The sequence below is a fragment of the Variovorax nivicola genome (assembly GCF_051216475.1).
GTDB lineage: Bacteria > Pseudomonadota > Gammaproteobacteria > Burkholderiales > Burkholderiaceae_C > Variovorax.
In genome coordinates this window covers 1,066,443-1,087,827 of the sequence record NZ_JBPJZK010000001.1, presented here as the reverse complement: position 1 = coordinate 1,087,827, position 21,385 = coordinate 1,066,443, and the positions used below count along the sequence as shown (strand labels likewise).

25 protein-coding genes are annotated in these 21,385 nt (G+C 66.0%); 23 read left to right on the top strand and 2 right to left on the bottom strand.

Features of this window, described 5'->3' with window-relative positions; translation table 11 throughout:
- Positions 1-94 precede the first annotated feature (94 nt).
- A complete protein-coding gene (locus tag ACSFBF_RS05080) occupies positions 95-430 on the top strand; it encodes an antibiotic biosynthesis monooxygenase family protein (RefSeq protein WP_435465244.1) in 336 nt (111 codons plus the stop codon).
- A 3-nt stretch (positions 431-433) separates the two neighbouring features.
- Positions 434-1,237 carry a sulfite exporter TauE/SafE family protein gene (locus ACSFBF_RS05075; RefSeq protein WP_435465242.1) on the top strand — a complete coding sequence of 268 codons (804 nt, stop codon included), beginning with the start codon at positions 434-436 and terminating at the stop codon, positions 1,235-1,237.
- Between the two features lie 3 nt (positions 1,238-1,240).
- On the opposite strand, the gene mnmC is transcribed toward ACSFBF_RS05075, so the two are convergent.
- Positions 1,241-3,082 carry a bifunctional tRNA (5-methylaminomethyl-2-thiouridine)(34)-methyltransferase MnmC2/FAD-dependent 5-carboxymethylaminomethyl-2-thiouridine(34) oxidoreductase MnmC1 gene (gene mnmC, locus ACSFBF_RS05070; RefSeq protein WP_435465240.1) on the bottom strand — a complete coding sequence of 614 codons (1,842 nt, stop codon included), beginning with the start codon at positions 3,080-3,082 and terminating at the stop codon, positions 1,241-1,243.
- Positions 3,083-3,089: 7 nt separating this feature from the next.
- Positions 3,090-3,362, bottom strand: coding sequence for an oxidative damage protection protein (locus ACSFBF_RS05065; protein ID WP_012748083.1), 273 nt, complete (start codon positions 3,360-3,362; stop codon positions 3,090-3,092).
- Positions 3,363-3,509: 147 nt separating this feature from the next.
- On the opposite strand from ACSFBF_RS05065, the gene ACSFBF_RS05060 reads away from it, so the two are divergent.
- The 21 genes from ACSFBF_RS05060 to ACSFBF_RS04960 all read left to right on the top strand — a co-directional run bounded on the left by ACSFBF_RS05060 (position 3,510) and on the right by ACSFBF_RS04960 (position 21,344).
- On the top strand, positions 3,510-4,550 hold the full coding sequence (locus tag ACSFBF_RS05060; RefSeq protein ID WP_435465238.1) for a sulfate ABC transporter substrate-binding protein: 1,041 nt from the start codon (positions 3,510-3,512) through the stop codon (positions 4,548-4,550).
- A gap of 103 nt (positions 4,551-4,653) precedes the next feature.
- Positions 4,654-5,238, top strand: a complete 585-nt coding sequence (ssuE, locus tag ACSFBF_RS05055) for an NADPH-dependent FMN reductase (RefSeq protein WP_093054572.1) — start codon at positions 4,654-4,656, stop codon at positions 5,236-5,238.
- Between the two features lie 126 nt (positions 5,239-5,364).
- Positions 5,365-5,502, top strand: coding sequence for a hypothetical protein (locus ACSFBF_RS05050; RefSeq protein WP_177142297.1), 138 nt, complete (start codon positions 5,365-5,367; stop codon positions 5,500-5,502).
- Positions 5,503-5,533: 31 nt separating this feature from the next.
- Positions 5,534-6,490, top strand: coding sequence for a sulfonate ABC transporter substrate-binding protein (locus ACSFBF_RS05045; RefSeq protein ID WP_435465237.1), 957 nt, complete (start codon positions 5,534-5,536; stop codon positions 6,488-6,490).
- Entirely contained in the window at positions 6,490-7,659 is a 1,170-nt protein-coding gene (gene ssuD, locus ACSFBF_RS05040) for an FMNH2-dependent alkanesulfonate monooxygenase (RefSeq protein ID WP_258355143.1), read from the top strand. The genes ACSFBF_RS05045 and ssuD overlap by 1 nt, the downstream gene beginning before the upstream one ends.
- 9 nt (positions 7,660-7,668) lie before the next feature.
- The gene (gene ssuC, locus ACSFBF_RS05035; RefSeq protein WP_435465236.1) at positions 7,669-8,517 is read left to right on the top strand and encodes an aliphatic sulfonate ABC transporter permease SsuC; all 849 of its coding nucleotides are present in this window, start codon (positions 7,669-7,671) and stop codon (positions 8,515-8,517) included.
- A gap of 10 nt (positions 8,518-8,527) precedes the next feature.
- On the top strand, positions 8,528-9,496 hold the full coding sequence (locus tag ACSFBF_RS05030) for an aliphatic sulfonate ABC transporter substrate-binding protein (protein WP_435465235.1): 969 nt from the start codon (positions 8,528-8,530) through the stop codon (positions 9,494-9,496).
- A gap of 5 nt (positions 9,497-9,501) precedes the next feature.
- Complete coding sequence (locus ACSFBF_RS05025) at positions 9,502-10,335, top strand: ATP-binding cassette domain-containing protein (RefSeq protein ID WP_435465234.1); 834 nt, start codon at positions 9,502-9,504, stop codon at positions 10,333-10,335.
- Positions 10,336-10,373: 38 nt separating this feature from the next.
- The gene (locus ACSFBF_RS05020) at positions 10,374-11,663 is read left to right on the top strand and encodes an O-acetylhomoserine aminocarboxypropyltransferase/cysteine synthase family protein (RefSeq protein ID WP_435465233.1); all 1,290 of its coding nucleotides are present in this window, start codon (positions 10,374-10,376) and stop codon (positions 11,661-11,663) included.
- A gap of 16 nt (positions 11,664-11,679) precedes the next feature.
- The gene (locus ACSFBF_RS05015) at positions 11,680-12,276 is read left to right on the top strand and encodes a malonic semialdehyde reductase (protein ID WP_435465231.1); all 597 of its coding nucleotides are present in this window, start codon (positions 11,680-11,682) and stop codon (positions 12,274-12,276) included.
- Between the two features lie 55 nt (positions 12,277-12,331).
- Positions 12,332-12,547, top strand: a complete 216-nt coding sequence (locus ACSFBF_RS05010; RefSeq protein WP_007829250.1) for a TOBE domain-containing protein — start codon at positions 12,332-12,334, stop codon at positions 12,545-12,547.
- A gap of 268 nt (positions 12,548-12,815) precedes the next feature.
- Positions 12,816-13,481, top strand: a complete 666-nt coding sequence (locus ACSFBF_RS05005) for a peptidoglycan recognition protein family protein (RefSeq protein WP_435465229.1) — start codon at positions 12,816-12,818, stop codon at positions 13,479-13,481.
- Positions 13,478-14,035 carry a hypothetical protein gene (locus ACSFBF_RS05000; protein ID WP_435465228.1) on the top strand — a complete coding sequence of 186 codons (558 nt, stop codon included), beginning with the start codon at positions 13,478-13,480 and terminating at the stop codon, positions 14,033-14,035. The genes ACSFBF_RS05005 and ACSFBF_RS05000 overlap by 4 nt, the downstream gene beginning before the upstream one ends.
- A complete protein-coding gene (locus ACSFBF_RS04995; RefSeq protein ID WP_435465227.1) occupies positions 14,035-14,595 on the top strand; it encodes a hypothetical protein in 561 nt (186 codons plus the stop codon). The genes ACSFBF_RS05000 and ACSFBF_RS04995 overlap by 1 nt, the downstream gene beginning before the upstream one ends.
- 199 nt (positions 14,596-14,794) lie before the next feature.
- Positions 14,795-15,889, top strand: a complete 1,095-nt coding sequence (locus ACSFBF_RS04990; RefSeq protein ID WP_435465226.1) for an ABC transporter substrate-binding protein — start codon at positions 14,795-14,797, stop codon at positions 15,887-15,889.
- Positions 15,886-17,250, top strand: coding sequence for an LLM class flavin-dependent oxidoreductase (locus ACSFBF_RS04985; protein ID WP_435465224.1), 1,365 nt, complete (start codon positions 15,886-15,888; stop codon positions 17,248-17,250). Before ACSFBF_RS04990 ends, ACSFBF_RS04985 begins: the two co-directional genes overlap by 4 nt.
- Positions 17,247-18,086, top strand: coding sequence for an ABC transporter permease (locus ACSFBF_RS04980; RefSeq protein WP_435465223.1), 840 nt, complete (start codon positions 17,247-17,249; stop codon positions 18,084-18,086). Before ACSFBF_RS04985 ends, ACSFBF_RS04980 begins: the two co-directional genes overlap by 4 nt.
- Before the next feature lie 2 nt (positions 18,087-18,088).
- A complete protein-coding gene (locus tag ACSFBF_RS04975) occupies positions 18,089-18,898 on the top strand; it encodes an ABC transporter permease (protein WP_435465221.1) in 810 nt (269 codons plus the stop codon).
- A gap of 20 nt (positions 18,899-18,918) precedes the next feature.
- Positions 18,919-19,740, top strand: a complete 822-nt coding sequence (locus ACSFBF_RS04970) for an ABC transporter ATP-binding protein (RefSeq protein WP_435465220.1) — start codon at positions 18,919-18,921, stop codon at positions 19,738-19,740.
- 45 nt (positions 19,741-19,785) lie between these two features.
- The gene (locus ACSFBF_RS04965) at positions 19,786-20,733 is read left to right on the top strand and encodes a TauD/TfdA dioxygenase family protein (protein WP_435465219.1); all 948 of its coding nucleotides are present in this window, start codon (positions 19,786-19,788) and stop codon (positions 20,731-20,733) included.
- Positions 20,734-20,861: 128 nt separating this feature from the next.
- Entirely contained in the window at positions 20,862-21,344 is a 483-nt protein-coding gene (locus tag ACSFBF_RS04960) for a rhodanese-like domain-containing protein (protein ID WP_093054605.1), read from the top strand.
- Positions 21,345-21,385 lie beyond the last annotated feature (41 nt).

Sequence of the window (21,385 nt, the reverse complement as noted above, 5' to 3'; positions counted from 1 at the left end):
TGGATTGGCGTGGGCACATGCCGCAGAATCGGCGCCCGTCCGGGCCTTGCCCGAGGCCATTCGGGTTCATTCATTCAGGAGATTCCAGCCCGCCATGTACTCCGCCACCTTCATCTTCGCCAAGAAGCAGTTCGATGACGAATTCCACCGTCTCGACCAGACCATCGCCACGGCGGCCAAGTCGCTGCCCGGCTACCTGGGCGAGGAAACATGGGAGAACGCGGGCAACGGGCTGGTGTCGAACGTCTACTACTGGGACTCGCTCGACAGCCTGCAGGCGCTGATCCGCCACCCCGTGCACCAGCAGGCCAAGGCGGCGCAGGCAAACTGGCTCGACGGGTACAAGGTGGTGATCTCCGAGGTGCTGCGCACCTATGGGGACAGCCGCATCGACCACCTGCTGGCGCCTTCGGGGCAGGGCGCCGCTTAACCCATGCCCGAATCGTTCGGCCTCGTTCAGGCGCTGGGCGGACTGGCGATCGGCATCTTCTCGGGTGCGATGGGCGGGTTGCTCGGTGTGAGCCCCGGTGGGGCGCTAGTGCCCGCGCTGGCGTTGATGCCGGGCCTGGGACAACACGATGCGCAGGCCATCTCGCTCGCGGCGCAACTGGTGCCGACCAGCCTGGCGGGGTTTCTGCGCTACCGGGTGGCGGGGCATGGGGCCTCGTGGCGCACGGTGATCTGGATTTCGCTTGGGTTTCTGGCGGGGGCCTATGCGGGCGCGCTCGGGGCGAGCCATGTTGCCGATGCGGCGCTGCGTTGGATGTTCGTGGGGTATCTGCTGGTGCTGGCGACGCTGGTGGTGTTGAAGTCGCCAGCGAAGGCCGGTGGCGTCGATGCGGTGCAAGCCGAGGAGCCGCGCGGAGCTGCCGCCGCGCTGGTGGTCGTGGGCATGGTCGCTGGTGCTTCGTCGGGCCTGCTCGGCATCGGCGGCGGGCTGGCCATCACGGCACTGCTGACGGTGGCGCTGCACTACTCGCAGCACCGGGCGCAGGCGGTGAGTCTCGCGATCAATGCGCTGCCGCTGGCGTTGCCGGCGGTGCTTGTCTATGCCGGCGTTGCCAACGGGCTGCCCTGGATGCTGTTGGGCCTTGTCGTGCTGGGGCTGTGGATCGGCACGGCGGCCGGGGCGCGGTTGGCGACCCGGCTGGAAGAGCGGGCGCTACGCAAGTACTTCTTCGTGCTGGTGATCTGCATGGCGCTGCTGATGGCCTGGCGGGCATCTAGCGCGGGCTGATATTCAGAGTCGCTGCGTGCCGAGTGCCTTGGCCAGCGTGGCCGGCAAGGGCAGCGGCTCGGCGTGCCATTGCGCGGCCAGCAGTTCTGCGCACAGCGCGGCAAAGCTCAGGCCGCGCGAGCCCAGCGCGGTGCAGGCCCAGAGGCCGCCAGCATCGCCGTCGAGCGGGCCGACCAGCGGACGCCGGTCACCCGAGGCGCAGCGGATGCCGACCCAGGCGTTGACTTGGCCGTGTGCGAACGAAGGGGCCAGCGCGGAGGCCGCGGCAGGGTGCAGCCGCGCAAGGCGCCCGCGGTTGGCGTCGCTGTCTGCTTCGGTGGGGGCGAGGTCCGTGCTGTCGCGGTCGAAGGTCGCGCCGGCCAGCCAGATCGGGGCGCCTTCGGCATCGGGCACGTGCGCGACCAGATGACCGTCGCCGTTGAGGGGCGTGGCGGGCAATTCGAGGCCGTCGGTCATGTGGCCCCAGGCGACTTGGCCGCGTACCGGCTGCAAAGGGAGCCCGGGCGCGAATCGGCCCGATTCGAAACCTGCGGCGATCACCACGCGGTCGACGTCGATCCGCAACTGACCGGCTGGGTCGAACAGCTGCCAGCCGTTCGCGTCCCGAGTCAGACGCTCTACCTTGCAGCCACCACGAAACTCGACACCTGGTTGGCGCAACCATGCGGCGATCAGCCGGTGCGGCCGCACCCAGGCGGCTCGTGCGTGCCAGAGGGCGGGCGCATCGCTCGACAGTCCAAGAGCCGCCAATTGCCCGGCGTTCGCGGGCCATGATTCGTTAGGGCCGCTGTCGCTCCAGCCAGTCGGCACGCGCGTATCGCCATCGGGCCGGCGCTCCAGCACGCCGGTGGCGCGCCAGTCGCGGCCTTCTTCCAGCAGCCGCGTCAGCTCGGTCCACGTGGCGCGGATGCCGACCCGCGTGAGGCGCGACAGCAGCGCATCGTCGGGCGACACATGCGGCGCGAGCATGCCCACCGGCAGCCCGGAAGCGCCTGAAGCGGGCCAGTCGGCGGCATCCAGCACGGTGACCTGCCATCCGCGCCGCGCAAGGCTCGCCGCCACGGCCGCGCCCGCAAGCCCAGCGCCGATGACAGCGCAGCGGCCCGGCGTGTCGATGCGCTCGGGCGCGGGGCCGCGGCGGCGCACCGTCCAGGCGGGCGCGAACACGCCGCGCAGGCAATCGCGCTTGGGCGGCAGGCCCTGGTCTTTTTCGACCGAGAACCCGAACTGCTTGAGCGCGTCGCGCACCGTCCGCGCGATCGTCCAGGTGGCTATGCGCGTGCCCTGCCGCGCAAAGCGCGACACGGCCTTGAGCGTGTCTTCCGACCACATGGCAGGGTTCTGCTGCGGGCTGAAGCCGTCTAGAAAGATGCTGTCGGCCTCGAAGCGCTGGGCGCGCAGCATCGGCTGCACGTCGCCGATGCAGAGGGTGAGCAGCACGCGGCCTTCGTCAAAGGCCAACCGGTGGAAGCCCGGCAGCAGCCCGTGCCACTGCGCGGCCAGCTCGCGAGCGAGGGAGGCCAGTTCGGGATACGCCCCGGCCGCGCGCAGCAGATCGTCAGCCGAAACCGGGTGCGCCTCGATCGAGACGAAGTGCAGCATCCGTGGCCGCTCGGCGTCTGCACGCCAAGCCTGCCAAGTTGTCAGGAAATTGAGGCCAAGGCCGAAGCCGGTTTCGAGAATCAGCCATTGCTGCTGTCCGATCCAGGCCTCAGGCAGCCCGCAGCCGCCCAGAAACACATGGCGCGACTGCGCCAGTGCTCCGGTTTCGGTGTGATAGATGTCGTCGAAGCGCTCGCTGTGCGGCACGCCGTCGGCGCGCCAGGCGACGGGCTCGGCGGCCAAGACGGGCTCAGTTCGAGGGGGGTACGTAGCCTTGCGCCACGTCGGCGCCTTCGCCGAAAAAGTGCTTTTCCATCTGCCGCGCCAGGTACTGGCGGGCGCGCAGATCGGCCAGATTCAGCCGGTTTTCATTGACCAGCATGGTCTGCTGCTTGAGCCAGGCGGCCCAGGCTTCCTTGCTGACGTTTTCCCAGAGGCGCTTGCCCAGCTCGCCTGGGTAGGGCGGGAAGTCGAGCCCTTCGGCCTCTTTGCCGAGCTTGATGCACTGAACCATGCGTGCCATTTCGATTGCCTTTGAACGGGAAAAGTGGGGAAAGCGGTTGCTTAGTTGATTTGGCTATTTAGAACTGAAAACTTGGTCGTTCCAGTTTCTATATGTCGTATTGAGAATACGCAGCTTCATTGATATGCCTTTTCAGAGCAAGACACCATGAGCCTCCGCCGCGACTTTATCAAGCTTTCCCTGGGTGCCGGCGTGGCCGGTGCCATGGCCCTGTCGGCATTGCCGACGTTTGCCCAGGGCGGCGTAGCCCCCGTGACGCTGCTGAACGTGTCGTATGACCCGACGCGCGAGCTGTATGTTGACTACAACCAGGCCTTCGCTAAGTACTGGAAGGCCAAGACCGGCCAGGACGTGACGGTCAAGCAGTCGCATGGCGGCTCGGGCAAGCAGGCTCGCTCGATCATCGACGGCATCGACGCCGACGTGGCCACGCTGGCGCTGGGCGGCGACGTCGATGCACTCGTCACGCACGGTGGCCTCGTCAAGGCCGACTGGCAGAAGCGCCTGCCGCACAACTCCGCTCCCTACACCTCGACCATTGTGTTCCTGGTGAAGAAGGGCAACCCCAAGGGCCTGAAGGACTGGGACGACCTGACCAAGCCCGGCGTGCAGGTGATCACCCCCAACCCCAAGACCTCGGGCGGCGCCCGCTGGAACTACCTGGCCGCGTGGGAATTTGCCAAGCGCAAGTACGGCGGCGATGCCAAGGCCAAGGAATACATCGGCAACCTGTTCAAGAACGTGCCCGTGCTCGACACCGGCGCGCGCGGCTCCACCATCACCTTCGTGCAACGCGGCGTGGGCGACGTGCTGCTAGCCTGGGAGAACGAAGCCTTCCTGGCGCTGAAGGAATTCGGCCCCGAGAAGTTCGAGATCGTGGTGCCCTCCATTTCCATCCTGGCTGAGCCCAGCGTGGCCGTGGTCGACAAGGTCGTCGACAAAAAGGGCACGCGCGCCGTGGCCGAGGAATACCTGAAGTACCTGTACTCGGACGAAGGCCAGGACATCGCGGGCCGCAACTTCTACCGCCCGACGTCTGACAAGGCAAAGGCCAAGTACGACAAGCAGTTCCCCAAGCTGACGCTGGTGACCATCGACCAGGCCTTCGGCGGCTGGGCGAAGGCTGACAAGGAGCACTTTGCAGACGGCGGCTCCTTCGACCAGATCTACACCGCAAAGCAGAAGTAAGCCAGGCCGCCAGCCAGCCGGCAGTGCATGGCGCCAGTTCGACTGGCGCCGTGGCCCGGCTCGCCCTGAATTCCTGATTGAAGAAGAAAACAGAAAGCCTCCCGTGTCCGTTCTCCTGATTGCCGGCAGCCCCACGGCCCCGTCCCGCTCCACCGCCTTGCTCGACTCGGTGGGCGAGCGGCTGGCCCAGCGCCACGCGCGGATCGAGCGGCTCGCCATTCGCGAGTTGCCGGCGCAGGCGTTGCTGTTGGCCGAGTGGAACAACCCGGCCATCGAGCGCGCCATTGCCCAGGTGGCGGCGGCCCGCGTGATCGTGGTGGCCACGCCGGTCTACAAGGCGGCCTACAGCGGCCTGCTCAAGGTCTTTCTGGACCTGCTCTCGCAGAACGCGCTGAAGGGCAAGACGGTGCTGCCGCTGGCCACCGGCGGCAGCCCACACCACATGCTCGCGCTCGACTACGCATTGCGCCCCGTGCTGCAGTCGCTGTCAGCGCGCCACATCCTGCCGGGCGTGTATGCCAGCGAATCGCAGATTGCGCTGACGCCCGAGAACGCCTACCAGGTGCACAACGACCTGGCTGAGCGACTCAACGAGGCCGTCGAGGTGCTGGCCACCGAGGGCCTGAAGCTGCCGGCGACGCACGGTTTCGAGCCGGTCCCGTTTTCTCGCGTGCGATGTAGCGTCTGAAAGCACGGGCTCGTCGCGAGCCCGGCTTGCCCAGATCTCATCCCTCATTCCCGTTCTTGAAAGCCGCCTGCGCGCGGTGCGGGACAGCTTTTGCCCGACGTTTTTTGCAGACCAAGGAATCCACGCATGACTCCCGTTGCCACTGAAGACTCCGTGCTCGACACCTCGCCGCGCTCCCTCTGGCACGCGCTGGGCGATCTTGCCGTGAGCGTCATCGTCGTCAGCGCCATCGCGCTGATCGTGAGTTTCATTGCCGCCGCCTGACCGCGCGGCACATCCATACCCAAGCATTGCCATGACATTGATTTCCGCACCTCGACGTCGCCTGATCCAGGGCGTCGCTGCCGCCGTCGTACTGCCGTCGTTCGCAGCGCTGGCACAGGCGCCCGCACGCCAGCTCCGCATCGGCAACCAGAAGGGGCCGCTGAGCGTCCTCAAAGGCCGCGGCACGCTCGAGAAGCGGCTCGCCCCCCTCGGCGTAACCGTGAAGTGGACCGAGTTCACCGCCGGCCCCGTGCAGCTTGAAGCACTGAACGTCGGCTCCATCGACTTCGGTGACGTGGGCGAGGCGCCGCCCATCTTCGCGCAGGCAGCCGGTGCGCCGTTGGCCTATGTGGCCGCGACAGTGCCGCGTCCGCGCGCGGAAGCGGTGATCGTGCCCAAGGGCTCGGCCATCAAGACGGTGGTCGATCTGAAGGGCAAGAAGATCGCGCTCAACAAGGGCTCGAACGTCCATTACCTCATCGTCAAGCTGGCCGAAAAGCACGGCCTGTCGTACACCGACCTGAACCTGGTCTACCTGCCGCCAGCCGATGCGCGTGCCGCCTTCGAGAAGGGCTCGGTCGACGCCTGGGTCATCTGGGACCCGTTCCTTGCCGCCGCCGAAAAGTCGCTCGACGCGCGCGTGCTGGCCGATGCCACCGGTGTGGTCGGCAACCGCGGCTACTACTTCTCGTCGCTCGACTACGTGGCGAAGAACGCCGACGTGCTGGCCATCGCGGTTGAGGAGATCAACAAGATCGACGTCTGGGGCGCGGCCAACAAGAGCGACTACGCGGCCGAGCTGGCCACGCTCTGGGGCCTGCCGAAGCCGGTGGCCGACTTGTCCGTGGGCCGGGTGGACTACGGCACCACGCCCATCACCAAGGCCATCCTGGCCGAGCAGCAACAGATTGCCGACACATTCTTTGCGCTCAAGCTGATCCCGAAAAAGATCAACCTGCTCGAAGCCGCCGGCGCGGGGATCGCGTGATGCAGATCTTCTGGTTCCTCCCCACGCACGGCGATAGCCGCTACCTCGGCACGAGCGAGGGCGCACGCCCCATCGACCTGGCCTATCTGCAGCAGATTGCCGGCGCGGCCGACAACCTCGGCTACGAAGGCGTGCTCATTCCAACGGGCCGCTCGTGCGAAGACCCGTGGGTCATCGCGTCGAGCCTGATCGGCGCGACGAAGAAGCTCAAGTTCCTGGTGGCGGTGCGCCCCGGCCTGCACCAGCCCAGCCTGGCCGCGCGCATGGCCGCGACCTTCGACCGCCTCTCGGGCGGGCGCCTGCTCGTGAACCTCGTGACGGGTGGTGACCAGGCCGAGCTCGAAGGCGACGGCGTGTACCTCGACCATGCGTCGCGCTACGAACAGTCGGCCGAGTTCATCCGCATCTGGCGCGAGATCATCGCGCGCAGCCACGACGGACAGGCTTTCGACTTCGAAGGCAAGCACCTGAGCGTGAAGGGCGCCAAGCTGCTGTACCCGCCGGTGCAGAAGCCGTATCCGCCTGTGTGGTTCGGTGGCTCTTCCGCCGCCGCGCACGACCTCGCCGCGGAGCAGGTCGATGCGTATCTCACCTGGGGCGAGCCGCCTGCGGAAGTCGCGAAGAAGATTGCTGACGTGCGCGCCCGCGCTGAGCGCCAGGGCCGCAAGGTCGAGTTCGGCATTCGGCTGCACGTGATCGTGCGCGAGACCGAAGACGCAGCGTGGAAGGCGGCCGAAGAACTGATCAGCCGCGTGGACGACGAGACCGTCATCCGTGCGCAGGCCGCCTTCGCGCGCATGGATTCCGAAGGCCAGCGCCGCATGGCCGCGCTGCATGCGGGCGGCGCGAAGCGCTCGCGCGCCGAGCTTGAAATCGCGCCGAACCTCTGGGCTGGTGTGGGCCTAGTGCGCGGCGGTGCCGGCACGGCGCTGGTGGGCGACCCGAAGACCGTTGCGGCGCGCATCGAGGAGTACGCGGCGCTGGGTCTCGACAAGTTCATTCTCTCGGGCTACCCGCACCTCGAAGAGGCCTACCGCTTCGCCGAACTGGTGTTCCCGCTGCTCTCGCGCAAGGCGCAGACGCGCCTGGCGGGCGGCTCGCTCAGCGGCCCCTTCGGCGAGGTCGTCGCCAATCTCGACGCGCCTTCGCGCCTCGTTTCCCAAAGCTGAAAGACCGCCATGACTGAACAAGTTCAGGAGCTGCCGGCCGTGGCACCCACCGAGAACAACACAGGCAACGCGTTCAAGAGCTTCGCTGCCAACGTCGCCGGGCGGCTGGTGCCGTGGCTCGTGCCGGTCGGGCTCATCGTCTTCTGGCAGATCGCGTCGTCGCTGGGCTGGCTCAGCACGCGCGTGCTGCCCGCGCCGGTCGATGTGGTCAAGGCTGCGTGGAGCCTCACGGTGTCGGGCGAGTTGTGGACGCACGTGAAGGTCAGCGCGGGCCGTGCGCTCGCGGGGCTGGCCATCGGCGGCGGGGCGGGGCTGTTGCTGGGCCTGCTGACGGGCTCGGTGAAGTTCGCCGAGACGCTGCTCGACTCCACCATCCAGATGGTGCGCAACATCCCGGCGCTGGCGCTGATTCCGCTGGTGATCCTGTGGTTCGGCATCGATGAATCGGCCAAGCTGTTTTTGATCTCGGTGTCGGTGTTCTTCCCGATCTACCTGAACACCTTCCACGGCATCCGCAACGTTGATCCGCAGCTGATCGAGATGGGCCGCACCTACGGCTTGTCGCGCTGGCAGCTGTACCGCGAGGTGATCCTGCCGGGCGCGCTGTCGTCGATCCTCGTGGGACTGCGTTTTTCGCTGGGCCTGATGTGGGTGATCCTGATCGTGGCGGAGACCATCTCGGCGCAGGCCGGCATCGGCTACCTGACGATGAACGCCCGCGAGTTCCTGCAGACCGACATCGTGCTGGTGGGCATCCTGCTTTACGCGTTGCTCGGCAAGCTGGCCGATCTGTTCGCGCGCGGACTGGAGCAATGGTGGCTGCGGTGGCACCCGGGCTACCAGAAGAAGGCGAAGTGAGGGCAGGGGCATGACGCAATTCCATGCTTCCCGTCGCACCGTCATCGCCACGCTGGGCGCGTTCGGCGCCAGTGCGGTGCTCGCGCAAGGCGTGGCCGCCCGGCCAGCGACCGTTCGGCTCGGCTACCAGAAGTCGTCGACCCTGATCGCCGTGCTCAAGGCGCAGGGCGCGCTCGAAAAGCAACTCGCGCCGCTCAACGTCACGCTGAGCTGGCACGAGTTCACCAGCGGCCTGCCGCTGCTCGAAGCGCTGAACCTCGACAACCTCGACATCAGCGCCGACGTGGCCGACACCGTGCCGGTGTTCGCGCAAGCCGCCGGAGCAGACCTGACCTTCATCGCACAGGAAGCGCCGTCGCCCGCCGCACAGGCCATCGTGGTGCGCGAAGATTCGTCGATCAAGACCGTGGCCGATCTGAAAGGCAAGAAGATCGGCTTCGCGAAAGCGGCCGGCGCGCACTACCTGCTGATCGCCGCACTCGACAAGGCCGGCCTGTCGTTCAAGGACATCGAACCCGCTTACCTCACGCCGGCCGATGGTCGTGCCGCCTTCGAGAAGGGCGCCATCGACGCCTGGGTGGTGTGGGACCCGTTCCTTGCCGCCGCACAGCGCCAGTCGAAGGTGCGCGTGCTGGCCGATGGTGCGGGCATCGCCTCGTACCAGCGCTACTACCTTGCGAGCACCAAGTTCGCGAAGGCGCGGCCCGATGTGCTGCGTGTGATCTATGTCGAGCTCGAGAAGACGGGCAAGTGGGTCAAGCAGAACCCGAAGGAAGCGGCCGCGTTGCTGTCGCCCGTTTGGGGCCTCGACGCCGCGACCATCGAGCAGGCCAACGCCCGCCGCAGCTACGCGGTGCGCCCGGTCGTGGCCGAGGCCCTGACCGAGCAGCAGCGCATCGCCGATGCCTTCTTCACGGAAAAGCTGCTCCCCCGAAAAATCGATGCGCTGAACGTGGCGCTGTTCAAACCCGGAGCCTGAAGCCAATGAGTGCCGTCCTGAAAGACATCCAACCCCAGGCCATCATCGCCGGCGGCGTGCGCCTCGAGGCGCGCGGCCTGCACAAGCGCTACGGCGCGCGCGAAGTGCTGCGCAACACGCGCCTGACCATCGAGCCGGGCCAGTTCATCGCCATCGTGGGGCGCAGCGGCTGCGGCAAGAGCACGCTGCTGCGGCTCATCGCGGGTCTGGAGGAGCCGAGCGACGGCGGGCTGTACACCGACGGCAAGGCCGTTCATGGCCTGCACGACGACACCCGAATCATGTTCCAGGAGGCGCGCCTGCTGCCATGGCGGCGCGTGCTCGACAACGTGACGCTGGGCCTGCCCAACGATGCCAAGGCGCGCGGCAAGGAAGTGCTGGCGCAGGTCGGCCTGGCTGATCGCGAGAACGAATGGCCGGCGCGCCTGTCGGGTGGGCAGCGCCAACGCGTGGCGCTGGCCCGTGCGCTGGTGCACCACCCACGCCTGCTGCTGCTCGACGAGCCGCTGGGCGCGCTGGATGCGCTGACGCGCATCGAGATGCACCGCCTCATCGAGAACCTGTGGCAGCGCCACCGCTTCACCGCGCTGCTGGTGACGCACGACGTGCAGGAGGCCGTGGCGCTGGCCGACCGCGTGATCCTCATCGAAGACGGCCGCATCGCGCTCGACGAGAACATCGCGCTGGCCCGCCCGCGCTCGCAGGGCGACCCGGCCTTCGCGGCCATTGAAAAACGAATCCTCGACAGGGTGCTGCAGAAGCCGGAAGACACCGCGCCAGAGAGCACCGACGCAAGCTGGCTAAGCACCCCCGCGCACGCACTGCGCTGGGCGATCTGAGCTTCTTTCATCCATCCGCCCCTTTGAAAGGCAGTCGCATGTCGCAGAACTGGAAATTCGAAACCCTGTCGGTGCACGCCGGCTACTCGCCCGAACCGACCACCCGCGCGGTCGCGCCGCCGATCTACCAGACGGTGGCCTACGCCTTCGACAGCGCGCAGCACGGCGCCGACCTGTTCGACCTGAAGGTGCCGGGCAACATCTACACCCGCATCAACAACCCGACGCAGGACGTGCTGGAGCAGCGCGTGGCCGCGCTCGAAGGCGGCATCGCGGCGCTGGCGCTGGCCTCGGGCCAGGCGGCCGTGACCTACGCGATCCAGACCATCGCCGAGGCCGGCGACAACATCATCAGCAGCACCGCGTTGTATGGCGGCACCTACAACCTGTTCGCCCATACGCTGCCGCAGTTCGGCATTACCACGCGCTTTGCGGACCACCGCGATCCGACGAGCTTCGAGAGGCTGTTCGACGAGAAGACCAAGGCGGTGTTCGTCGAATCGCTCGGCAACCCGGCGGGCAACGTGACCGACATCGCGGCCATCGCCGAGATCGCGCACCGCCATGGCGTGCCGCTGATCGTCGACAACACAGTGCCTTCGCCCTACCTGAGCCGGCCCATCGAGCACGGCGCCGACATCGTGGTGCATTCGCTCACCAAGTACCTGGGCGGCCACGGCACCAGCATCGGCGGCGCCATCGTCGATTCGGGCAAGTTCCCGTGGGCCGAGCACAAGCAGCGCTTCAGGCGCCTGAACGAGCCCGACGTGAGCTACCACGGCGTGGTCTACACCGAGGCGCTGGGCCCGGCCGCCTACATCGGCCGTGCGCGCGTGGTGCCGCTGCGCAATACCGGCGCGGCCATCTCGCCGTTCAACGCCTTCCTGATCCTGCAGGGCATCGAGACGCTGGCACTGCGCATGGACCGCATCAGCAGCAACGCACTCGCGGTGGCGCAGCACTTGAAGCAGAGCAAGGCCGTGAACTGGGTGAACTACGCGGCGCTCGAAGACCACCCCGACTACCCGCTGGCGAAGAAATACTTCGGCGGCCGCTCCAGCGGCGTGCTGACCTTCGGCATCGGCGCGGGTCGCGAGGGTGGGGCGAAGTTCCTCGATGCGCTGAAGCTCTTCACGCGCCTCGTGAACATCGGCGACGTGCGCTCGCTGGCCACACACCCCGCTTCGACCACGCACCGGCAGTTGTCGCCCGAAGAGCTGGCCAAGGCCGGCGTGACCGAAGACACGGTGCGCCTGTCGGTCGGCATCGAGCACATCGATGACCTGATCGCCGACCTCGATCAGGCCCTTGCAGCCGCATCGAACTGAAAGACCTTTTGAAGAAATGACCACACTGCAATCCATTCCCGAAGCCGCGCTGGACCAGCTGTTCCGCAAGGCCCGCACCGTGCACGCCTTCAAGCCCGTGCCCGTGACCGACGAGCTGATCCACAAGCTCTACGACCTGCTGAAGTGGGGCCCGACCGCCTACAACGCCCAGCCGGCGCGCTACGTGTTCGTGCGAAGCGAAGAAGCCAAGGCGAAGCTGAAGCCGGCCGTGTCTTCTGGCAACACGGCGCAAACGCTGGCGGCCGGCGTCACGGTGATCGTGGCGCACGACACGCGCTTCTACGAGCACCTGCCCACGCAGTTTCCGGCCTACGACGCCAAGCCCTTCTTCGAGAAGAGTGCCGAAGCCGCACAGGCCACGGCCTTCCGCAACAGTAGCCTGCAGGGCGCCTACCTGATCCTGGCGGCGCGCTCGCTGGGGCTCGACGCGGGGCCGCAATCGGGCTTCAACGCGGACCTGGTCGACAAGGCGTTCTTCCCAGACGGGCGCTACCGCGCCAACTTCCTCGTCAACCTCGGCGTGGCCGACCACGCCGGCACTTTCGAACGCGGGCCGCGGCTGGCGTTCGACGACGTGGCCGAGATCGTCTGACGACCCGACCCAATCATTCATCCATTCCTGCTTCAACCCTGAAAGAGAAACCATCATGTCCATCCAAGCCATCAACGTGCGCAACCAGTTCAAGGGCAAGGTCCGCGAAATCATCCGCGGCGACGTCGTCTCCGAAGTCGATGTCGAAACCGCCTGGGGCATCGTCACCTCGGTCATCACCACGCGCTCGGTCGACGAGCTGCAACTGAAGGTGGGCTCCGACGTGGTCGCGCTCGTGAAGTCGACCGAGGTTTCGATCGCGAAGCTCTGACGGACCCTCGGGCATCTGCGACAACCCGGCGCTGTTATGGCGTCGGGTTTTTTCGTTTCTGGGCAGTGTGTTTGCAGGGGTCTACAGGCCATCCATTCGTTGACTGTGCTGAATTTCGGGAATCGATCGAATCTTTTAAAGCTCCTCCTCCCTTTTGAATACCTCGCCATAGCATGCGCCGCGAGGTCGTGATCCGTGTTGTTCATCGATGCACGGACACACCTCGCGAAGAGTCGGTAATCAAGCAAACACATCAGGGAGGAACCCCATGCTCGTTGAAATTGACGAACACGGAATGATCAGTCACGCGCGAGTCAGGCATGCTCGCAGTCCACAGATTGAACGAGGGAAACGGGTCGGAGCAATCACCGGCATCGTCGTGCACCAGACCGACGCCGATACTTCGGCGTCTTCATTGAACAGCTACAAGCAGCCGAAGGCGAACGGCGCGCACTTTCTTATCGACAAGGATGGGACCATTTATCAGACGGCGGCGATCTATCAGCGTACGAATCATGTGGGGCCGTTGCAGGCGCGATGTCTGGTGATACCAAAGTGCACCCTAAGTGACTTTCCAGAAAAGGTTGGGGCAACGGCGATGCATCGGATCGAGATGCGTAGAGCGCCAGGAGACCGCTATCCGAGCAATATGGAAGCCATAGGAATCGAAATGGTGGGAAGAGCAAGATTGCCGGAGGGATTCAACCCGACTCTCAAGCAAAGAAAAATGCCTCTGGAAAGACTGCGGGGAGACGCCGGTGTCTTTCCCACTCCAACAGCAGCTCAGAACCAGGCGCTTTCGTGGCTCGTTCATGTGCTCCAGAGCTCAATGCAACTCGCAACGAGCGAAGTGTTCCGTCACCCGGATGTCAGCAGAAAGAACAGTACCGAGGCGCAAGGCGCGAACTGGACGCTCCCCATACCCACACCATGAGCAAAGTAAGCATTCTTTTGATGGCGCTGGTTGCAACCGCAATGGGTGCCCCGACTCACGCGGCGGACAAGCGATACCCGCTTGATTCCGTAAGGAAGATCGAAGTCGTCGAGCCCTCCAGTGGGTCTGTGTGGGAAGACAAAAATCTCCTAGATTGCTCCGATGTCGTCCTGACCGAAGAGGATGTGCGATATGCACTGCGGCACATACGCAGGGTCACAGAGAAGGCATTTTTCAGCGAGGAGACGGAGAGGACGGGGTGTTCAGGTGGTGCTTCCGTCACTTTCAGAAATGGAAAGATCATCGTCATCGGAGTCGAGCCCACGGGGAGGATCAACATCTTCGAAGCGAACGCCAAACTCGAACCTACCGGTGTTCCTGAAAGCTACTTTGAGTGCGATCCGTGCAGGAAGCGCAAGATGGTCCTTCTTCAGGACGCTTTCGATCGAGCCGATGAGCGCAGGCTCAAGAAGCTGGTGGCGCAAGGACGGATTTCTTCCACTGAAGCGGAACTTCTGCTGCAGAAGGCGCGTTCAGCGCGCAAAGGGCCTTGATGCGCAAGATCAACAATCTCGTGGCCACGATACTGATCGTGGCAGCGGGAACATCTTCAGCGCAGGCCGCTGATCGGCGATACCCCATCGCTTACGTGCAAATGGTGGAGATCACGGAACCTTCGGGCCGAACGGTATGGGAGAACAAGGATTTTCTGAATTGCGACGACGTCGTGTTGACAGAAGAGGACGTCCTCTATGTCTTGCGGCACATGCGTCGGGTTTCATGGAGAGCCTACGACCCGGAAAGAACCGATACCACAGGGTGCGAAGGAGATGCCCTCGTCACATTCAAGAACGGAAGGATCCTCGCCATGGGTATCGAACCCAATGGGCGAGCTCTTGCCCTTGAGTACGACGCAAAGATGAAGCTCACGGGGAGTCCGACGAGCTTCTACGAATGCAGCCCTTGCCGGGAGCGCAAGATGGCCCTCCTGAAGGATGCATTGAATCGCGCGGATGAGCGAAGGCTCAAGAGACTGGAGGCCGAGGACCAGATCCCTCCTGGCGAAGCGGAGCGCAGGCTGAAGTGGCTACGGGCCGAACGCGACAAGCCCTGACGCTCATCAGACCGAAGTCCTTCGCTGACAACCCGCTACGGCGGGTTTTTCTTTTGCCCGAGCCTCAAGCCGAACAGCCGCCTTCCCCAGCACCCGCCCTTAGTCGGCCGCCGCATTAGAAAGCGCGAACAGCTTCCTTCCGCCTCGTGCACCCGCCTCGCAGAATCTTCTGGATTCATCGAAGCCAAGGTTGCCGCTCATGCTCAAACGTTCGTTTCTCCGCCACGCTGCTGCGTGGCCCTTGATCGCCGCCGCGCCACGATTGCTGGCCGCCAACACCGAAACGCCCGCCGCCATCCGCATCGGCGTGGCCACCGGCGGCGTAGGCAACCCGGTTCGCTTCGGTGGCTCTTCGGCGGCGCTGCTGCATGCCTTCGGTGGACTCGAAGAGGAGTTCAAGGCCGACGGCACGAAGATCGAGTGGGTGTTCTTCAAGGGCGCGGGCCCGGCCGTGAACGAGGCGCTGGTCAACAAGCAGCTCGACCTGGCCTGGCAGGGCGACCTGCCTTCCATCGTGCATCGGGCGGGCGGCGTCAAGACGCGGATCATCGCGGGCTCGGGCGTGCGCAATGGCCTCTACCTTGCGGTGCCGCCCGATTCGCCGGTCCAGCGCATCGAGGACCTGCGCGGCAAGCGCATCGCGCTCTACAAGGGCACGAACCTGCATCTCGCGGCCGTGCGCGCGCTGGCCGCGCACGCGCTGAAGGAAAGCGACGTCCGCCTCATCAACCTCGACCTGCCGGGCGCGCAGGCCGCGCTGGCCACCAAGGACATCGACGGTGCGTTCGGCTATGTCGAGCTTTTCGTGCTGCGCGACAAGGGCGCGGCGAAGGTGATCTATTCGGCTTCCGAGGATTCGTTCAAGTACACGCGGCAGACGGTGTTGCTGGCTTCGGACGATTTCGCTCGGAACTATCCCAAGGCCACACAGCGCATCGTCAAGTCGCTGGTAACGGTGGCGCGGCGCTACTCCGACGAATCGCAGCGCGACGAAGTGTTCGGGCAATGGGGCAAGGCCGAGGTGGCCGAGAAGTATTGGCGCGAGGACTTCATCGGCCAGCCGCTGCGCGTGCGTCTGTCGCCGCTGCTCGATCCGTTCCTGGTGCAGCGCTACAAGGACTCCGCCGAGCAGGCGCTGGCGCTCAAGCTGGTGCGCGGCAAGGCAGAGATCGACAACTGGTTCGACCGCAGCTTTCTCGATGCGGCGCTGCGCGAGCTGAAGCTGGAGAACTACTGGCCGGTGTACGAGGCCAATGGCGAAGTCAGCGGCAAGCAGGTGGCGGTGGCGCGATGAGCAGCAGCAAGCGACAGATCAAGCTCAACGCCTTCCTGATGGCGACCGGCCATCACGTGGCGGCATGGCGCCACCCCGATGTGCCGTTGCAGGCCGGGCTCGATTTCGCGCACTACAAGGCGCTGGCGCAGACGGCGGAGCGCGCGAAGTTCGATGCAGTGTTCCTGGCCGACAGCGTGGGTATTCGCGACGCCTCGGCTTCGAGCACCCTGCATCGCAGCGCACGGGTTTCGGGCTTCGAGCCGTTGACGCTGCTGTCGGCGCTCGCGGCCGTGACGGAGCGGCTGGGCCTGATCGCCACGGTGTCGACCACCTACAACGAGCCGTATCACGTGGCGCGCAAGTTTGCCTCGCTCGATCACCTGAGCGGCGGGCGTTCGGGCTGGAACGTGGTCACTTCGTCCAACGAGGCCGAGGCGCTGAACTTCAATCTCGACCGGCACCCCGAGCACGCCCTGCGCTACGAGCGCGCGCGGGAGTTCGTCGATGTGGTGACGGGCCTGTGGGATTCGTGGGACGACGATGCCTTCACGCACAACAAGGCCGCTGGCGAGTACTTCGACCCCGACCGGCTGCACGTGCTGGCACACCAGGGCAAGCACTTTCGCGTGCGAGGTCCGCTCAACGTCGCGCGGCCGCCGCAGGGGCACCCGGTGGTGGTGCAGGCCGGTGCTTCGGAGTCGGGGCAGGCGTTGGCCGCTGCGACGGCGGAGGTGATCTTCACCGCGCAGCAGTCGCTGACGGGAGCGCAGGCTTTCTATCGCGGCCTGAAGGCGCAGCTGGCGCACCACGGGCGCGACCCCGAGGGGCTCAAGATTTTGCCGGGTGTGTTCCCGGTGGTGGGGCAGAGCGAAGCGCATGCGAAGGAAAAGCTCGAAGAGCTGCAATCGCTGATCCCGCCCGATGTGGGCGTGGCGCTGTTGTCGCAGGTGATCGGCGGCGTGGATCTCACGGGCTATCCGGTCGATGGTCCGCTGCCTGGCAACCTGCCCGAGCCGAACGGGCCCAAGAGCCGCTTCCGGCTCGTGACGGAGCTGGCGCGCACCGAGGGTCTCAGCATCCGCCAGCTTTACCAGCGCGTCGGTACGGCGCGCGGGCACTGGTCGATTCACGGCACGGCCTCGCAGATCGCCGACCAGCTGCAGCAGTGGTTCGAGGAAGAGGCGGCCGACGGCTTCAACGTCATGCCGCCGACCTTGCCCGGCGGGCTGGACGACTTCGTGACGCAGGTGGTGCCCGAGCTTCGGCGCCGCGGCCTGTTTCGCCATGAATACGAAGGCCGCACGCTGCGCGAGAACCTGGGACTGGCGCGGCCCGCGAGCCGGCATCTGCTGGCGCGTGATCTCAAGGCTGCCGCATGAGTGCGGTGCTGCCTCCGGAGCTGTCGCTCCCGGTCGTCGAGCGAGCGCCGTCTCTTGGGGCATGGCGCCGATGGCTGTCGGGCACGGCGCGCCTGCTGCTCGCCTGGCCGGTGCCGCTGGCCGTGCTGCTGCTGTGGCACATCGCGGCGCGCAACGAATGGATCGCGCCGCAGGTGCTGCCGTCGCCCGAGGCGGTGGCAGCCACCTTTGCCGATGCGCTGCGCAGCGGCGAACTGCTCGACAACCTGCGCATCAGCCTCTGGCGCGTGTTCGCGGGCTTTGGCGTCGGGCTGGTGGGCGGGTTGCTCATCGGCACGGCGATGGGGCTGTCACCGACCTTCAAGGACTACGTCTATCCGCTGTTCAAGGCCTTCGCGCAGGTGCCGGTGCTCGGCTGGCTGCCACTGCTGATGCTGCTGGTGGGCATCGACGAGACGCTCAAGATCATCCTGATCGCCAAGGCTTCGCTGGTGCCCATTGCGCTCAACACCTACAAGGGCATCCAGAACGTGCCCACGCGCTACATCGAGGTGGCGCGGGTGTTCCGCTTCAGCCGCTGGCAGTTGCTGTCGCGTGTGGTGTTCCCGGCTGCAGCGGCGCCCATCTGGAACGGCGTGCGCTATGGCTTCACGCATGCCTGGCTCGCGCTGGTGGTGGTCGAGCTGCTGGCGTCGAGCGAAGGGCTGGGCTACATGATCGTGTTCGGGAGGCAGCTGTTCCAGCTCGACGTGGTGCTGGCGGCGGTGGTGATGGTGGGGCTGGTCGGCTTCGTGCTCGACAAGCTGCTTGCGCTGATCGAAACGCGGTTGCTGCGCTGGCGGCGGGCGGGGTTCTGATGATGAGCAGCAGCAACGCATCCGTGGACCGGAACCTCTTCCGCCACGTGCCGAAGCCCTTGCGCGGCTGGGTGCTCCCTGCCTTACTGGTAGCGCTCTGGTGGGCGGCCTTTCGCTTCGGCTGGTCGAGCTCGCCGTTGCTGGTGTCTATCGACAGTGTCTGGCAGCAGGCGGTGGAGCAGGCCACCAGCGGGGAGCTGTGGGTGGGGCTTTCCGCCAGCCTCTGGCGCGACCTGGCTGGCTTTGCCATCGGCGCGAGCGCGGGGCTGTTGTTCGGCGCGGCGCTGGGCCTGTCGCGGTTGTTCGAGAACCTGGTGGGGCCGAGCTTTCACACGCTCAAGCAGATCTCGCTGTTCGCGTGGATTCCGCTGCTGTCGGTGTGGTTCGGGCTGGGCGATGCGGCCAAGGTGGCCTTTCTGTCGCTCGCGGCTTTCTTCCCGGTGGTGCTCAACACCTTCGAGGGCATCCGCAGTGTGCCGGGCGACCTGGTCGAGGTGGCGCGGGTGCTTCGCTTCAACCGCTGGCAGCTGTTCACGCGCGTGGTGCTGCCGAGCGCGTCGCCGTCGATCTTCGCGGGCATTCACCTGGCGCTGATCTACGCATGGCTCGCCACGCTCGGCGCGGAGTACCTGCTGGTCTCGGGCAAGGGCATCGGCAACACCATGATCGACGGGCGTGACCACTTCCGCATGGACCTCGTGATCTTCGGCGTGATCGTGGTCGGGCTCGTGGGCTTCACGCTCAACTGGATCGCCACGCGCATCGAGAACCGCCTGCTGGCCTGGCGCGGACGGTCCGTGGCCGGCTTCTGAACAAGAGAAAGAACAACGCAATGGCACACGCCGCCACGCTGGAAATACGCCAGCTCAGCAAGCAGTACGAAGTCGAGGGCGCGCCGCTCAAGGTGCTCGACGACATCAGCCTGACCATCACGCCGGGCGAGTTCGTCAGCATCGTGGGCTCCAGCGGGTGCGGCAAGTCGACGCTGCTGCGGCTGATCGTCGGCCTCGAGGCCGACTACCGCGGCGAGGTGCTGATCGACGGGAACCGCATCGTCGGCACCAGCCTCGACCGAGGCATCGTGTTCCAGGAGCACCGGCTGTTTCCGTGGCTCACGGTGCGGGACAACATCGCGCTGGGCCTGCTCAATGCCGGGCTCAGTGCGGAGCAGAAGCGCAAGGAGGTGCAGGCGCACATCGAGCTGGTCGGGCTCAAGGGCTTCGAGAGTGCCTATCCGCATCAGCTCTCGGGTGGCATGTCGCAGCGCGTGGCGATTGCGCGGGCGCTGGTGAACCGGCCCGAGATCCTGCTGCTCGACGAGCCTTTCGGCGCGCTCGACGCGATGACGCGGGCGCACCTGCAGCAGGAGCTGCACCGCATCTGGCAGGCCGAGGGCATCACGATGATCCTCGTCACACACGACGTGGAGGAGGCCGTGTACCTCGGCGACAAGGTGGTGGTGATGGAGCCGCGGCCCGGTCGCATCCGCCGCATCGTGCCGGTGGCTCTCGCGCATCCGCGCAACCGCGTGGACGGGGCCTTCACCCACGTCAAGGAAGAGGTGCTGCGTGAGTTCGCTGGCGCGCCGCCACTGGCCGAGGCGCTGTCGCACCCGGTGGGCGGGCTGCCGGCCGGGCTGCGGTTTGCCTACTGAGCACTTGTTTCTTTCCTTTCTTCCATCAACCAAAGAGGACCTTCGATGAGCGCCATTCTTTCTTCCCCGGTCGTTGCGCAGGACAACGAACTCGACATCGTCCGGCAGGCCGGCCACATCGGCGCGGAGGTGCGCGGCGTGCGTCTCTCGGGCGCGTTGCAGCCCGAGGTGTTCGGCGCCATCAAGACCGCGCTGCTCAAGCACAAGGTGCTGTTCTTCCGCGGCCAGCAGCATCTGGACGATGCTCAGCAGGAGGTCTTCGGTCGCCTGTGGGGCGAACTGGTGCCGCACCCGACCGTGCCTTCGAAGGACGGCACGCGGCTGCTGGAGCTCGACTCGCGCCACGGCGGCCGCGCCAATTCGTGGCACACCGACGTGACCTTTGAGGTCGCCTATCCGCAGGTGTCGATCCTGCGCGCGGTGGTGATCCCGGCCTATGGCGGCGACACGGTCTGGGCCAACACGGTGGCGGCCTATGAGAGCCTGCCTGACGACCTCAAGGCGCTGGCCGATCGCCTGCGCGCCATCCACGGCAACGACTACGACTACGCCGCAGCGCGCCTGCCGGCCGACCTGGACGACGAGGGCGCCAGGCGCTACAAGGAAGTGTTCACGCGCCGCCTGCTCGAAGCCGAGCACCCGGTGGTGCGCGTGCACCCCGAAACCGGCGAGCGCAGCCTGGTGCTGGGTCATTTCGTGAAGCGGCTGGCTGGCCATTCCACGCACGACTCGGGCCATCTGCTGAGCGTGCTGCAGAGCCACGTGCACCGCCTGGAGAACACCGTGCGCTGGCGCTGGACGCAGGGCGACGTGGCGATCTGGGACAACCGCGCCACGCAGCACTATGCGATCAACGACTACGGCGACCAGCACCGCGTGGTGCGGCGGGTGACCATCGCTGGCGACGTGCCGTATGGCGTGGACGGCGCGACGAGCGTGGACCGGACGGCCCCGGCCGTGCGCGCCGCCGAAGCTGCGGAAGCGGCTGCCTGAGCCCATTTCTATAGATCGGATGGTTGTTAGGAATCGACTTTTCAGTTGTTTGAGCTTCGGCGTGCGGCTCCTACAGTGGTGGTTATCGCCATCAAGGCGTATCCAACGCACAACAGGAGCCGCACAGCATGTCAGTGGAAGTTGAAGAAGAACTCGTCTTGCCCGAAGCACTGGAACAGGCACGCGCCAAGGCCGCCGAAAGCAATTGGCCCTACGCCGGCGGCGTGACGCCTCCGGTGGCCTGGGAGCTGGTGCAGAACGGCCATGCCGTGCTGGTCGATGTGCGCTCGGGCGAGGAGCGCAAGTTTGTCGGCCACGTGCCCGACAGCCTGCACGTGGCCTGGGCCACAGGCACGGCGCTCACGCGCAATCCGCGCTTCGTGCGCGAGCTCGAGGCCAAGCTGGCGAAAGACGGCGGCAAGGACGCCGTGGTGCTGCTGCTGTGCCGCAGCGGCAAGCGCTCTGCACTGGCCGCCGAGGCGGCAGCCAAGGCCGGTTTCACGAATGTCTTCAACGTGCTCGAAGGTTTCGAGGGCGAGATCGACGCGCACCAGCACCGTGGCGGTGCAGACGGCTGGCGTTTCCACAAGCTGCCGTGGGTGCAGGACTGAGAGCCCCCACACAAGCCCGACAAGACGTTCCCCGGGAGAAA

Excerpts from the sequence above, each read along its gene's own strand:
- ACSFBF_RS04975 (WP_435465221.1), top strand. The coding sequence starts at position 18,089 with ATGAGCAGCAGCAACGCATCCGTGGACCGGAACCTCTTCCGCCACGTG.
- ACSFBF_RS04960 (WP_093054605.1), top strand. The coding sequence starts at position 20,862 with ATGTCAGTGGAAGTTGAAGAAGAACTCGTCTTGCCCGAAGCACTGGAA.
- ACSFBF_RS04970 (WP_435465220.1), top strand. The coding sequence starts at position 18,919 with ATGGCACACGCCGCCACGCTGGAAATACGCCAGCTCAGCAAGCAGTAC.
- ACSFBF_RS05065 (WP_012748083.1), bottom strand. The coding sequence starts at position 3,362 with ATGGCACGCATGGTTCAGTGCATCAAGCTCGGCAAAGAGGCCGAAGGG.
- ACSFBF_RS05025 (WP_435465234.1), top strand. The coding sequence starts at position 9,502 with ATGAGTGCCGTCCTGAAAGACATCCAACCCCAGGCCATCATCGCCGGC.
- ACSFBF_RS05005 (WP_435465229.1), top strand. The coding sequence starts at position 12,816 with ATGCTCGTTGAAATTGACGAACACGGAATGATCAGTCACGCGCGAGTC.
- ACSFBF_RS05000 (WP_435465228.1), top strand. The coding sequence starts at position 13,478 with ATGAGCAAAGTAAGCATTCTTTTGATGGCGCTGGTTGCAACCGCAATG.
- ACSFBF_RS05050 (WP_177142297.1), top strand. The coding sequence starts at position 5,365 with ATGACTCCCGTTGCCACTGAAGACTCCGTGCTCGACACCTCGCCGCGC.
- ACSFBF_RS05010 (WP_007829250.1), top strand. The coding sequence starts at position 12,332 with ATGTCCATCCAAGCCATCAACGTGCGCAACCAGTTCAAGGGCAAGGTC.
- ACSFBF_RS05080 (WP_435465244.1), top strand. The coding sequence starts at position 95 with ATGTACTCCGCCACCTTCATCTTCGCCAAGAAGCAGTTCGATGACGAA.
- ssuD (WP_258355143.1), top strand. The coding sequence starts at position 6,490 with ATGCAGATCTTCTGGTTCCTCCCCACGCACGGCGATAGCCGCTACCTC.
- ACSFBF_RS05075 (WP_435465242.1), top strand. The coding sequence starts at position 434 with ATGCCCGAATCGTTCGGCCTCGTTCAGGCGCTGGGCGGACTGGCGATC.
- ACSFBF_RS05060 (WP_435465238.1), top strand. The coding sequence starts at position 3,510 with ATGAGCCTCCGCCGCGACTTTATCAAGCTTTCCCTGGGTGCCGGCGTG.
- ACSFBF_RS04990 (WP_435465226.1), top strand. The coding sequence starts at position 14,795 with ATGCTCAAACGTTCGTTTCTCCGCCACGCTGCTGCGTGGCCCTTGATC.
- ACSFBF_RS04965 (WP_435465219.1), top strand. The coding sequence starts at position 19,786 with ATGAGCGCCATTCTTTCTTCCCCGGTCGTTGCGCAGGACAACGAACTC.
- ACSFBF_RS05020 (WP_435465233.1), top strand. The coding sequence starts at position 10,374 with ATGTCGCAGAACTGGAAATTCGAAACCCTGTCGGTGCACGCCGGCTAC.
- ssuC (WP_435465236.1), top strand. The coding sequence starts at position 7,669 with ATGACTGAACAAGTTCAGGAGCTGCCGGCCGTGGCACCCACCGAGAAC.
- ACSFBF_RS04980 (WP_435465223.1), top strand. The coding sequence starts at position 17,247 with ATGAGTGCGGTGCTGCCTCCGGAGCTGTCGCTCCCGGTCGTCGAGCGA.
- ACSFBF_RS04985 (WP_435465224.1), top strand. The coding sequence starts at position 15,886 with ATGAGCAGCAGCAAGCGACAGATCAAGCTCAACGCCTTCCTGATGGCG.
- ACSFBF_RS05030 (WP_435465235.1), top strand. The coding sequence starts at position 8,528 with ATGACGCAATTCCATGCTTCCCGTCGCACCGTCATCGCCACGCTGGGC.
- ACSFBF_RS05045 (WP_435465237.1), top strand. The coding sequence starts at position 5,534 with ATGACATTGATTTCCGCACCTCGACGTCGCCTGATCCAGGGCGTCGCT.
- ACSFBF_RS05015 (WP_435465231.1), top strand. The coding sequence starts at position 11,680 with ATGACCACACTGCAATCCATTCCCGAAGCCGCGCTGGACCAGCTGTTC.
- ACSFBF_RS04995 (WP_435465227.1), top strand. The coding sequence starts at position 14,035 with ATGCGCAAGATCAACAATCTCGTGGCCACGATACTGATCGTGGCAGCG.